Here is a 12596-nt window from a genome sequence, read left to right as displayed (position 1 = left end):
GATCAGCGCCAACTACGATGAGGATCGTGGAGACCGAGCTCGGACACTTCCTGCGCACCCGGCGTGGCCGGCTGCAGCCGGAGGACGTCGGCCTGGTCTCGTACGGCGCCCGCCGGGTGCCGGGGCTCCGTCGCGAGGAGCTCGCCCAGCTGGCCGGGATCAGCATGACCTACTACACCCGGCTCGAGCAGGGCCACAGCCAGCAGGCCTCCGACGAGATCCTGCTCGCGATCGCCCGGGCATTGCGGCTGGACGAGGACGAGACGGCCCACCTCCGCGATCTGGCCCGCCCGGCCAACCACCCCAGGCCGCGGGCCCAGGAGCCAGAACCGGCCCGGGAAGGCGCCCGCCGCCTGGTCGGGGCCATGAGCGGGGTGGCCGCGATCGCGATGGACCGGCGCAGCGACGTGCTCGCCTGGAACTCCACCGCCCACCGGCTGCTGGCCGGGCACTACGACGAGCACAGTCCGTGCTCCGTGGACACCCGCCCGAACCTGACCCGGATGCTGTTCCTCGATCCGCACACTCGGGAGCTGTACGCGCAGTGGGAGCTGGAAGCCGAGCGATCGGTAGCCTCGCTGCGGCTTGTCGCCGGGCGGCACCCCGACGACCGGTACCTGGCCGAGCTGATCGGCGAGCTGTCCATGCAGAGCCCCGACTTCGCCCGGCTGTGGTCGGCCCACCCGGTACTGAACTGCTCCTTCGGGACGAAGATCTTCCAGCACCCGGTGGTCGGCCGGCTGGAGCTCGGCTACGAGGTCGTCCAGTTCCCGGACAACTCAGCGCATCGCCTGCTGATGTACACCGCGGAGGCCGGTTCTCCCTCGGCCGTCGCCCTCGAACTCCTGGAGCGCGGCACCGCCGACCTCAAGATCTCCTGACCCTGGCTCAAAGACAGCAGAACGGCCGGGCTGGGTGAGTCCAGCCCGGCCGTTCGTTTGCCGTCAGTGCGCGGCGACGCCGTACTGCGCGAGGTCGCCGGCCAGGTCCGCGTGGACCCGGGCGGTCAGGCGGGTGCCGTCGGCCGTGTGCTCCAACTGGTCCACCGCGCCCTCGGAGTGGATCCGGGAGACCAGGTCGCCGCGGTCGTACGGGAGGAGCAGGTCGACCGGGACGTTCGGGCTGGGCAGGGACGCCTCGACCAGGGCCCTCAGCTTGTCGATGCCTTCACCCGTGCGGGCGGACACGACGATCGCGCCGGTCTCCCGGTGCAGGATCGGCGCGAGCGCCATCGGGTCGGCCAGGTCGCCCTTGTTGATCACGATGATCTCCGGGACGTCCGAGGCGCCGATCTCGTTGAGCACCTCGCGGACCGCCTGGATCTGCGCCATCGGGTCCGGGTGCGAACCGTCCACCACGTGCAGCAGCAGATCCGCGTCCGCGACCTCCTCCAGCGTCGAGCGGAACGCCTCGACGATGTCGTGCGGCAGGTGCCGGACGAACCCGACGGTGTCGGTGAACGTGTAGACCCGGCCGTCGGACGTGGTGGTCCGGCGGGTGGTCGGGTCCAGGGTCGCGAACAGCGCGTTCTCGACCAGGACGCCGGCGCCCGTCATGTTGTTCAGCAGCGAGGACTTGCCCGCGTTCGTGTAGCCCGCGATCGCCACGGAGGGGATCGAGTGCCGGCGGCGTTCCTGCCGCATGGTCGAACGGGTGCCCTTCATGTCCTTCAGCTCGCGGCGCAGCTTGGAGATCTTGGTGTTGATCCGTCGCCGGTCGGTCTCGATCTTGGTTTCACCAGGACCACGACCACCGATACCGCCACCAGCGGCACCGACACGACCACCGGCCTGGCGGGACAGGTTCCCACCCCAACCACGCAGCCGCTGCTTCATGTACTGCAGCTGGGCCAGCTCGACCTGCGCCTTGCCTTCCTTGCTCTTCGCGTGCTGGGCGAAGATGTCCAGGATCAGCGCGGTCCGGTCGACGACCTTGACCTTCAGCTTGTCTTCCAGGTTGCGGAGCTGGGCCGGTGCCAGCTCGCCGTCCGCGATCACCGTGTCGGCGCCGAGCGACGCGACCAGGTTCCGCAGGTCGGTGACCTTGCCGCTACCGATGAAGGTCGCGGGGTCCGGCTTCTTGCGCCGCTGGATCACGCCGTCGAGCACCTCGGAACCCGCGGTCTCGGCGAGCAGTTTCAGCTCGGCGAGGGAGTTCTCGGCGTCCTCGGCGCTGCCGTCGGTCCACACACCGACCAGCAGGACACGCTCCAGCAGAAGTTTGCGGTACTCGACCTCGCTGATGTCGGTCAGCTCGGTCGACATCCCCACCACGCGCCGCAGCGCCTGGCGTTCCTCGAGCTCCAGTCCTTCGGTGCCCAATCCTTCGGTGCCGAGGGCGTCGGAACTCAGAGTGTCGTTGTCATAACCCGACGAAGTGTCCTCGTCGTCGAGCACGTCGTCCTGGAGCAGGTCGAGGTCGACGTCGGTCTCTTCGTATGCGTTCGAATGGGTCGTCATATACCTTCCATCGTGGCACGCGCCACCCATACGGGCGACCCGTTTTCAGTAACAACGCCCCGGCGCACTCCCGGATTCCCGCTCAGAGCGGCAACCAGGCCCGGTCGAACTCACCGCGCGCGTGCACGACAGCCGGTCCGGTGAGCTCCAGATGGTTGTCCTCACGCCACGTGACGGTGACGGATCCACCCGGTACTGCGACCCGGTACGTGACCGGGGTTTCCTGCCGCGCGGCCCTGGCTGAGGCGACCGCGACGGCGCAGGTGCCTGTGCCGCAGGAGCGGGTCTCCCCCGAGCCGCGTTCGTGTACGCGCATCTCCACCTCGTTCGGGCCCTTGCGGACCACGAACTCCACGTTCACGCCGTGCGGGAAGGCCTCGACCGGGGTCCAGCCGGGCTGCTCGATCAGCCATCCGGGCTCGCGCAGCTCGTCGACGAAGGCAACGGCGTGCGGATTCCCCATGTCCACGTGCAACGCGGGCCACTGGTGACCGTTGGCCTCGACAACGATCCCGGCCGGTCCGGGGAACGCCGGTTCGCCCATGTCCACGGTGATCGTGCCGTCGTCGTTCAGCGCGATCTCCTTGACCCCGGCCCGGGTTCCCACCCGCACGGGCTTGCCGTCGGTCAGGCCCGCCTCCGCGAGGTACCGGGCGAAGACGCGGATGCCGTTGCCGCACATCTCGGCGATCGACCCGTCCGCGTTGCGGTAGTCCATGAACCAGTCGCCACCGTCCTCGACGTACGACTGCTTCGAGCCCTCGATCACTCGCAGCACGCCGTCCGCCCCGATCCCGGCGTACCGGTCGCAGAGGAACCGCACCACCGCGGGATCGAGATCCCCGTGCAGGGACCCGTCGGGGTCGGGCAGCAGCACGAAGTCGTTCTCCGTGCCGTGCCCCTTCAGCCAGGGGAAGGTACCGGTACTCATAGGGAGATCGTACGGTTTGACCCATGGCAGACGAGCACGTCGCGTACTTCTGGGACCGCGAGGACGCCGACGCCGTGGCCGAACTGCTGGGCGGACGGGTCCGGCGCGGCCGGTTCCACGGGGAGGACGACGACGAGGATCACCCCTGGGTCGTGGTGACCGCCGCCGATCCCGCAGTACTGGAGCAGGTGGCGGGTGAGCACGACGGCTGGCTGGAGGCGCCCGCCGACGAGCCGACTCCCGCCAAGCCTCCCCCGCTGCCGACAGAGCCGCGCCGGCTGAAGAACCGCTGACTCAGCCCTTCCGCAGGACTCGCCCTGGCCGGTTCGCGGTCGGTACGCCGTCGCGCAGTACGGGCTCCCCGGCGACCAGCACGTGCTCGATGCCGACGGACAACTGCCACGGCTCGTCGTACGTCGACCGGTCCGCGACGAGCTCCGGATCCAGTACTACGAGGTCCGCGACGGCGCCGGGTTTCACCACGCCCCGGTCGTCCAGGCCGAGCCGAGACGCGGGCAGCGAGGTCATCCGGCGGACAGCCTCCGCCAGGGTCAGCACCGCCCCGTCGCGCGCATATCGCCCGAGCACCCGCGGGAAGGTTCCGAAACTGCGCGGATGCGGGTGACCCTCACCGGTGGCCCGCAGGATCCAGCCGTCGCTCGCGACGCTCGTCCACGGATGACGCAGTACCGCAACCACGTCGTCCTCGCTCATCCCGTGATTGACGACGCTCACCGCGGCCTGGTGGCTCTCCAGCACGCGCAGGGCGGCCTCCGCCCCGTCGACGCCGTCCCGCCGGCCGATCTCGGCAAGGCTCTGCCCACGACATTCCTGGTAGCGCCCCGGCGGAAGCGACGCGATCACGACGTTGTCCGGATCGAGGATCGCCTGCTCTCGTACTGCGTCGAGGACCTTCGTGCGGTCGGTGGTGTCGCCGAGGCGCGCGAGCAGACCCGCAGTACCGCCTTCCATCGTCCAAGTTGGGAGGCGGGCGGTGAGAGTGGTGCTGGAGGCGGTGTACGGATAGACGTCGCAGGCAACATCCACCCCGTCCGCGCGGGCCTCGTCCATGCGTTCGAGGGCGGCGTGAACCTTCCCGTGGTTGGCCGGGCCCATCGCCTTGAGGTGAGAGACCTGCAGCCTGGCGCCACCGGCCCGGGCGGCCTCGATCGCCTCGTCGAGAGCCTCCAGCAGGCGGACACCTTCGTTGCGGATGTGCGTGGAATAGAGCAGCCCGTACTCCGCTGCGGTGGCAACCAGCGCGGCTACCTCGGACGGCTCGGCGAAGGTGCCGGGCGCGTAGATCAGGCCCGTCGAGAATCCCACCGCACCCTGGTCGGCGGCGTCCCGCAGCAGCGCCTTCATCTGCTCGAGCTCCGCCTCGGAGGGTGCGCGCTCGGCACCACCGAGGACAGCCAGCCGGAGCGCCGAATGGCCGACCTGCAAGGCGATGTTGATCGCCAGGCCGGCTCCGTCCAGGACGTCCGCGAATCCCCCGCTGTCCTGCCAGGACCAGCTGTTCTCCGGCGCCAGGAACGCAGTACCGGCTCGCATCTGGTCCAGGTCGGTGATCGGGAACGGCGACCAGCCGCAGTTCCCCGTGACCAGGGTGGTGACGCCCTGGTGCAGCTGGGTGACGGCCTCCGGGCTGGCCTCCATCGAGAAGTCCGCGTGCGAGTGCAGGTCGATGAAGCCCGGCGCCACGATGTTGCCCCCGGCATCGATCACCTCGAGGCCGGGTGGCAGCTCGGCGCCGGCGGGCAGCAATCCCGTGATCCGCCCGTCGTCGATCAGGACGGTCGCGGCGACCGCGTCGGCCCCGGTCCCGTCCAGCACGAGGCCGCCGGTGATCGCGCCGATCATGTCGTCACCAGCAGGATGCCGGCGTACATCACGCAGGCCGGGACCAGCATCAGCCAGCCGGTGATCATCATGTTCTTCAGGTTGGACGACCGAGCCAGCCCCATCGCGCCGACCATGTTCGCGTTCGGGAACGGCCCGTAGGTGTCGGCCTTCGAGGCGAACAGCAGCACCACGACCCAGGCGGCAGGTCCCACCCCGGCACTGGCCGCCAGCGTCCCGAAGACCTTGTCGAGCAGGACGACCTGCGCCGCTGTCGCTCCCGGCACCCCGACCCAGCCCAGTACTGCGATCGCGATCGCGACACCGAAGCCCGACACGGTCGCCAGCTCCGGGCCGATCGCGTCCAGGATGACCTTGAACGGCGCCAGTTCGTCGATCAGCGCGAAGAGGGCCGCGAGCAACCAGAACAGCAGCAGGATGCTGATCAGCTTGGCGCCACCGCGGTACATGTGCTCGGCGATGTCGCGCGCGGGCAACCGCCCGGCGATGCCGGTGACGACACCGAGCAGTGGCAGCGCCAGCAGCGGGAAGTTGGTGCCGGCCTCGGTGATGGTCGCGTAGACGACGCTGACGACCAGCGCGACGATGAACGCGATCGTCGCCGCCCGTGGCGCCCGGGCGGTGTGGGCGCTGTCGTCGGTGACGAGTTCGCTCAGGTCGTACTCGTCGCCGGTCCGGACCGTGCGGCGCTGGATGTAGGCGACTACGAACGGCCCGAGCAGCAGGGAGAGCACCGCCAGCGGACCGGCGCCGTACCCGAGGTAGGTGAGGTAGCTGACGTCCGCCGCGGTCATGATCGCCACGTTCGAACCGGCGAACGGTGCCACGGTCAGCCCGGCACAGCCGCCGATGAACAGCATCGAGGCGGTGGCCGAGCGGGTGTAGCCGAGACGCGCGGTGATAGGCAGCACGATCGGCGCGGCGATTGCCAGCGCGCCCGCCAGCGTGCCGAGACTCGCGACCAGCACCAGACAGGCGATCATCACGCCGAGGACGACCGCCGTACGGCTGCGGTCCCCGACCATCCGCATCACGCCGTGCACGATCGTCGAAGCGACACCGGTGACCCGGAGCACCTCGCCGACGCCGGCGCCCAGCACGATGATCAGGCCGATCGCGGTGACCGAATCGGCCAGCGACTCCCCCAGCAACGTGCCGGTCTCGAGCGGGCTCAGGCCGACGATGAGGACGCCGGACAGCACCGCGAGCACCGTGCCGACGACGATGTCCATGCCGAGCAGGCACAACACGGCGTACATCACGATCGGCAACAGGCCCCACAGCGTCGGGCCGTCGGTCGCCAGGCCGGCCACGATCGAGGCCACCAGGCCGACGGCCGCGAGCAGGTTGACCACCCGGCGGCGACCGGGCGGCAGCGCAACGTCATAGGCGTTCGCACCCTGCTCCGGCGCCCTCTTCGCCTGAGCGCCCTTGCCCGGAACGGTCTTCTCCGGAACGGACTCGTCCGGAGTGGTCGTCGGTGGTGCCGTGCTGTTCTCGTGCTGGCTCATGGGGTCCTGTTCTGTCGTGGGGGGCGGTCAATGCGCGGCAGAGCGCGTCAGATTGTGGTGGTGGCGGTGATGGAGGCAACCGTGTTGGCGGCGATCAGGTCGGTGTCGACACCGTGGCCGAGACCGGCTGACTCCGGCACCTGTACGACGCCTCGGCGCGCGACGACCGGTGGGGTCACCACGTCGCGCGCGTAGTACTTCTCCGAGGCCGAGACGTCGGACGGGAGGGTGAAGCCGGGCAGGCTGGACAGTGCGACATTCGCCGCGCGGCCGATGCCGAACTCGTGCATGCCACCGCACCAGACCGCGATCCCCGACTGCCGGGCCAGATCGTGCGCGGCCCGGGCGGCGGTCAACCCGCCCATCCGCGACACCTTGATGTTGAGCACCCGCAGCGCCTCGAGCGACAACGCCGTCTCCAGGTCGTCCAGCGTCTCCACGCTCTCGTCCAGGCAGACCGGCGTCTCCACCGCGCGCTGCAGCCTGGTGTGCGCGAGCAGGTTGCGCGGGGCGAACGGCTGCTCGATCATCGTCAGCCCGAACTCGTCGAGCGCCAGCAGGGCGGCCAGGTGCTCGGCGGACTCCGAATAGATGCCGTTGGCATCGACATGCAGATCGAGGTCCGGGTACTCCGCGCGGACCGCGCGCACCGGCTCGACGTCCCAGCCGGGCGCGATCTTCAGCTTCACCCGCGGGTAGCCGGCGTCCACCTGACGCCGTACTTCGGTGAGCAGGTCGTCGATGGTCGGCTCGATCCCGAGGGAGACGCCCGCGGTGACCTCGGAGCGGGTGCCGCCGAGCGCCTTGGCCAGCGGGACTCCGCGCAGGGTGGACCAGAGCACCCAGGCGGCGACGTCCACCCCGGCCTTGGCGAACTGGTTGCCCCGCACCTTCGCCCAGAACCGCGGCACCTGCTCGGGCTCGTCCCACTCCCGCCCGAGCACGGCCGGGAGCAGATAGCGCTCGGCGATGTGCCAGCTCGACTCCACCGTCTCCGGCGCGTAGTACGGGTCGGACGGCGAGGCGATCTCGCCCCAGCCGATCGCGCCGGAGGCGTCCTCCAGCTCCACCAGGATGTGGTCCAGCTCGGCCTTGCGGTGCGAGCTGGTCGCGAAGGCGTGGACCAGCGGCAGCCGGACCCGATGCAGCCGGGCGGCGGTGACGCGCACAGGAGTTCCCTTCGGTTCAGTCGACGACATACAGCCCCAGTTCGGTGTTCAGCCGGTCCCGTTCCCCGAGCCGACGGCGGGCACCCTTGGCGCTCGCGGTGGTCAGGGTCGCCAGCACGTGCAGAACGGCGGCGACGACGGTCGGCGAGTCCACGTACGACGCGCTGCCGGTCGCCACGTAGATGCACTGGTCCGCGATGTCGGCCAGCGGGGCGTCGTCGTAATCGGTGATCGCGACGAGTTCGCCACCGGCCTCGACGAACCGGCGCGCGACCTCGACGGTGTCCCGCCGGTAGCGGCGCAACGAGAACGCCACCATCAGGTCGCTCGAGCGGACGTCGGAGAGCACGTCGACGCTGCGGACCACGGTGCCGTCGATCAGCGTCACGTGCGAGAGCCCGGCGCTGAGGTCGAAGGCGAGCAGGGACGCGTACGAGAAGGACTTGCTCGAGCCGACGATGAACCTGCGCCGAGCGGCGACGATCCGGGCCGCGGCCCGGGCGATCGAGTCGTCGGCGAGGATCAGGTCGAGCGCCTCGGCGATCGAGGCCCGCTCCTGCTCGACCACCCGCTGCTGCAGCAGGGTGGAGGACCTGCGCTGCAGGCGGGCGTCGTACCGCTCGTGCGGGCTGGCGAGTTCACGGTTGAGAGCCCGTCGCTCCTCGGCTTCAGACATCGGTCGCCTCCTGGGCCGGCCCGAAGAAGTAGACCGCGGTATCGGCGTCGACCCGCTGGCAGGAGATCGCGACCAGGCCCTTGCCGAGCAGGTCGGCGAACGCGGAGCGCACGTCGCGGCGGACCTGGTCGGCGACGTCCGGGCGGGTTGCGCTGAGGGCTGCGAAGTCGGCCGGGAGTGCCAGCCACAGTTCGTCACCGTCGCCTGCCGGGATGCCCCAGTCCGCTTCGGTCGGTTCCACCGGAGAGATCCGTGACGGATTCGGGTGGTCTCCGCCGCGCAGGTCCCACTCGACGACGACGCGGTCGGTGCCGGGTTCGCCGTACAGGTCGGGCTTGAACCAACGGCCGCGGGCGCCGAGGACGTCCAGGTTGAAGTGCGCGTTGCGGGTCTGGAACGGGTCGTAGGTCCAGCGCATCGACGTCATCCCGTTCGCCAGGGCGATCTCGCGCTGTGCCCGCTTGAGGAGTCTGCCGAGGCCGAGGCCCTGCTGGTCGGCGGCGACCACTGCCGTCTGCGAGTAGTGGTAGAGGTTCAGGCCGTCCGTGCCGCAGAACCCGTAGGCGAGGGCGACCAGCCTGTCCGCGGTGTCCAGCACTCCCACTACGGAGCCGCCGTTTGCCACCAGCGCACCGAGCAGACGCGGGTTGAGCGCGTAATCGGGGTGCTGATAGCCGAAGACAGCGCGGTAGAGCGCGGCCGCCTCCGCGAACTGCGCCGGGGTGGTGAGAGTGACGGTACGGAACCCGCCGGCCGTGCGGTGCGCTGTCATCGATCTCCTGCAACCAAAGATACGTAACGGATCTTGTTTCGCTGCTGAGTTAACCCGTTGAGAAATCTCAGGTCAATGCCTGTCCGACAGGCGAAATACAGGAGACAACACCGGGGAGTCGTTGATGATACGTTCACTATCATGGAGAACGGATGGCAGCAGGCGGCAGCCGGACAGGCCGCGCGGATGCTCGAGCGGTTGCAGGAGTACGTCGCGCACGAGACTCCGACGGGTGATGCGGACGCGCTGAACGCGTTCGCCGACCGCCTCGTCGCCCGGTACGCCGACCTCGGTGGCACCGCCCGACGGGTGCCCGCGGCAACAGGTGACCACGTCGTCGCGAACCTGCCCGGCCGGGGTCCTTTGGCGGAGAAGCCGCCGCTCCTCTTCCTGGCCCACCACGACACGGTGTGGCCGGTGGGTCAGCTCGACGGCTCGATGCCCTGGCGCGAGGAGGACGGCATCGTCCACGGGCCGGGGGTCTTCGACATGAAGGGCGGCCTGGTCGTCCTCGAGACCGCGCTGCGACTGATCGCGGAGCAAGAGGCCGATCATCGGCCGGTGCGGATCGTGGTGGTCGCTGACGAGGAGGTCGGTTCACCCTCGGCCCGTGAGCTGGTCACCGCGGAGTCGGAAGGGGTGGTCGCCGCGCTCGGGCTCGAACCTCCGCACCCGAACGGCGATCTGAAGACCGCCCGTCGCGGCAGCAGCCGGGTCCGGATCGAGATCACCGGGCGGGAGGCGCACGCCGCGCTGGATCCGGAGTCCGGCGTGTCCGCGATCGACGAACTGGTCGACCAGTTGATCGCCGTACGCTCGCTCGTCGGGTCCTTCGACGACGTGCTGTGCAATGTCGGCACCATCACCGGCGGCGGGCGGACGAACGTCGTACCGGGGACCGCTTCGGCGGAGATCGGCTTCCGCTTCATCGATCCCGACACCGAGCGGGCTGTGCTCGACTCGATCGGCAAGTTTGAGCCGGTGCGGGACGGTGCACGAGTGCAGGTGTCGGTGATCTCGAATCGGCCTGCCTGGCAGCCCTCTGCTGAAGGCGATGAGCTGTTGGCGAAGGTCGCGGCTGCGGGTCGTTCGGTCGGCCAGGAGGTCGGCGGCGCGGTCGCGGCCGGCGCTGCGGACACGAACCTCACGGGCTGGCTCGGGGTACCCAGTCTTGATGGCTTCGGCCCGGTGGGAAAGGGCGCACACGCGACCAACGAGCAGATCGTCGCGGCCAGCCTTCCCGAGCGCGCTGCCCTGATCGCCGCGATCATCACCACCCTCTGAACAGGACAGCACCCCGCCGCCAGTGGCGACGGGGTGCTGCCTTGATGGTGAGTCAGCGCGGCCAGAGTTGGTGGACTGTGCCGGCGGCGCCGCCGCCGCGGCGCTTCGGTTCGGCTGCGGCCAGGTAGCCGCCTCCGGGTAGTACTTCGAGGGCTGCGACAGCGCCGATCTCGGCCGCTGAGGTGAGGGCATCACCTGAGGGGACGAGAACGTGGCCGTACGGCTTCAGCGCGGTGCCGTAGGCGTCGATGAACGGCGGTTCGGCGGTGACGTTGGCCGTGTTCCGCTGGGAGGCTCGCGGCGCGGCAACCGCCTCGGGGAGCGTCATCCCGCGGTCCAGCCGGTTGGTGAGCGTCTGGAGGACCGTCGTGATGATGGTCGATCCACCCGGCGAACCGAGCGCGAGGAACGGCTTGCCGTTGCGCAGCACGATCGTCGGCGACATCGACGAGCGCGGCCGCTTGCCCGGCTGGATGCGGTTCGGGTCGGCCTCGTCGTAGACCGCCGAGAAGTCCGTGAGCTCGTTGTTCAGCAGGAATCCGCGGCCCGGGACGGTGATGCCACTGCCACCGGTCTGCTCGATCGTCAGCGTGTACGACACCACGTTGCCCCACTTGTCGGCGGCCACGAGATGGGTGGTCGACAGGCCCTCGGTGTCCGGACGTTCCTGCGTCGCGACACCCGAAGCGCACGGCGCGTACGAACCATCCGGCGAACCGGCCTTCAGCGGCTTGATCGACGCCTTCGCCGGGTCGATCAGGCAGGACCGCTCGGCCCCGAACCCGGGCGACAGGAGTTCCTTGGTCGGCACGTTCACGAAGGCCGGGTCACCGACATACGCACCCCGATCCGCGAACGACAGCGCCGATGCCTCGAGGTACGTGTGCAGTGCCTGCGGGGTCGACAGCGTCGACAACTTCTTCGGCGCCAGGATGTTCAGCGCCTCCCCCACCGTCGTCCCGCCCGAGGACGAGGGCGCCATCCCGTACACGTCCAGCCCGTCGTACCGGACCTTCGTCGGGTCCCGCTTGATCACCTTGTACTTCGCGAGGTCCGCCGTCGTCAGCTTCCCCGCCTTGACCGGCAGGGTGGTCCCGGCGACCTTCGGCGGCGTCTGCACCACCGTGGCGATCTCCTGCGCGAGCGGCCCGCCGTAGAAGGCCGCCGGACCCTTCTTGCCCAGCAACTCGTAGGTCCGGGCGAGTTCCTTGTTCTTGAACACCGAGCCGACCTGCGGGGCGTCGCCGCCGGGCAGGAACAGCTTGGCCGTCGGCACGATCGCTGAGAACCGGGCCTTGTTGTCCAGCGTCTGGCTGCGGAACGTCGCATCGACGACGAAGCCGCGATCGGCCAGTTCGGCGGCAGGCTTCAACGCCTTGCCCAGAGACAGCGATCCCCACTGGTGCAGGGCGGAGTCCCAGGTGGCCAGCGTGCCGGGAACCCCGACGGAGACGCCGGAGGTGACCAGCTCGGGGAAGAAGTTGTACGGCTTGCCCGTCGCCGGGTCGATGAACGCGTCGGTCAGCATCTCCGCGGGCGCGGTCTCCCGGCCGTCGATCGTGGACACCTTGCGGCTCTTCGCGTCGTAGTAGACGAAGTACCCGCCACCGCCGACGCCGGCGGAGTACGGCTCGGTAACTCCGAGCGCGGCGGCGGTCGCGACGGCCGCGTCGACCGCGTTGCCGCCGCGCCGCAGTACGGACAGGCCGATGTTCGTGGCGTCGGCGTCGACCGAGGCGACAGCGCCACCGAAGCCGATCGCGGTCGCGTTCTTCACAGGTGGCCGCGGCGCGTGCTGGCCGACGTCCTTCGTCGGGGCGGTGCCCGTTGCCGTGGCCGTGCTCGCGGTCAGGCCGGTCAGGACGAGCGCGCCGGCCGTCAGGGTCGCGGCGAAGCTTTTCGGTCTCACTGGGTCCTCGCAGAGATCGGCG

Annotated in this window: 11 protein-coding genes; 3 read left to right on the top strand and 8 right to left on the bottom strand. The window is 69.8% G+C overall.

The features are described from left to right. The first annotated feature begins 17 nt into the window (after positions 1-17). Positions 18-881 carry a helix-turn-helix transcriptional regulator gene (locus EV648_RS31965; protein WP_132298841.1) on the top strand — a complete coding sequence of 288 codons (864 nt, stop codon included), beginning with the start codon at positions 18-20 and terminating at the stop codon, positions 879-881. Between the two features lie 63 nt (positions 882-944). Here the strand turns inward: EV648_RS31965 and hflX are convergent, their stop codons facing one another. Together hflX and dapF are read right to left on the bottom strand one after the other, a co-directional pair. After that, positions 945-2459 carry a GTPase HflX gene (hflX, locus tag EV648_RS31960; RefSeq protein ID WP_132298840.1) on the bottom strand — a complete coding sequence of 505 codons (1515 nt, stop codon included), beginning with the start codon at positions 2457-2459 and terminating at the stop codon, positions 945-947. A gap of 82 nt (positions 2460-2541) precedes the next feature. Beyond that, on the bottom strand, positions 2542-3390 hold the full coding sequence (dapF, locus tag EV648_RS31955; RefSeq protein ID WP_132298839.1) for a diaminopimelate epimerase: 849 nt from the start codon (positions 3388-3390) through the stop codon (positions 2542-2544). A 23-nt stretch (positions 3391-3413) separates the two neighbouring features. Between dapF and EV648_RS31950 the strand changes: the two genes are divergently transcribed. Continuing rightward, positions 3414-3683: a hypothetical protein gene (locus tag EV648_RS31950; protein WP_132298838.1), complete on the top strand. Its 270-nt coding sequence runs from the start codon at positions 3414-3416 to the stop codon at positions 3681-3683. A gap of 1 nt (position 3684) precedes the next feature. Here the strand turns inward: EV648_RS31950 and EV648_RS31945 are convergent, their stop codons facing one another. From EV648_RS31945 to EV648_RS31925, 5 genes are read right to left on the bottom strand one after another with little or no spacing between them, the layout of a single operon-like run. Further along, positions 3685-5253 carry an amidohydrolase family protein gene (locus EV648_RS31945; protein ID WP_132298837.1) on the bottom strand — a complete coding sequence of 523 codons (1569 nt, stop codon included), beginning with the start codon at positions 5251-5253 and terminating at the stop codon, positions 3685-3687. Next, positions 5250-6764, bottom strand: a complete 1515-nt coding sequence (locus EV648_RS31940; RefSeq protein WP_132298836.1) for a Na+/H+ antiporter NhaC family protein — start codon at positions 6762-6764, stop codon at positions 5250-5252. The genes EV648_RS31945 and EV648_RS31940 overlap by 4 nt, the downstream gene beginning before the upstream one ends. Before the next feature lie 47 nt (positions 6765-6811). Next, complete coding sequence (gene menC / locus EV648_RS31935) at positions 6812-7933, bottom strand: o-succinylbenzoate synthase (protein WP_132298835.1); 1122 nt, start codon at positions 7931-7933, stop codon at positions 6812-6814. Between the two features lie 16 nt (positions 7934-7949). Beyond that, on the bottom strand, positions 7950-8609 hold the full coding sequence (locus tag EV648_RS31930; protein ID WP_132191549.1) for a MurR/RpiR family transcriptional regulator: 660 nt from the start codon (positions 8607-8609) through the stop codon (positions 7950-7952). Continuing rightward, positions 8602-9381 (bottom strand): GNAT family N-acetyltransferase, encoded by a 780-nt coding sequence (locus EV648_RS31925; RefSeq protein WP_132298834.1) that lies wholly within the window; start codon positions 9379-9381, stop codon positions 8602-8604. The genes EV648_RS31930 and EV648_RS31925 overlap by 8 nt, the downstream gene beginning before the upstream one ends. Positions 9382-9522: 141 nt before the next feature. Between EV648_RS31925 and EV648_RS31920 the strand changes: the two genes are divergently transcribed. Next, on the top strand, positions 9523-10665 hold the full coding sequence (locus EV648_RS31920; protein WP_132298833.1) for a M20/M25/M40 family metallo-hydrolase: 1143 nt from the start codon (positions 9523-9525) through the stop codon (positions 10663-10665). 52 nt (positions 10666-10717) lie between these two features. Here the strand turns inward: EV648_RS31920 and ggt are convergent, their stop codons facing one another. Further along, positions 10718-12574 carry a gamma-glutamyltransferase gene (gene ggt / locus EV648_RS31915; RefSeq protein WP_132298832.1) on the bottom strand — a complete coding sequence of 619 codons (1857 nt, stop codon included), beginning with the start codon at positions 12572-12574 and terminating at the stop codon, positions 10718-10720. Between the last annotated feature and the right edge of the window lie 22 nt (positions 12575-12596).

The organism is Kribbella sp. VKM Ac-2568, assembly GCF_004345365.1.
Lineage (GTDB): Bacteria > Actinomycetota > Actinomycetes > Propionibacteriales > Kribbellaceae > Kribbella > Kribbella orskensis.
The sequence above is the reverse complement of the archived record's forward strand: the minus strand, read 5'-3'. Positions and strand labels throughout refer to the sequence as shown.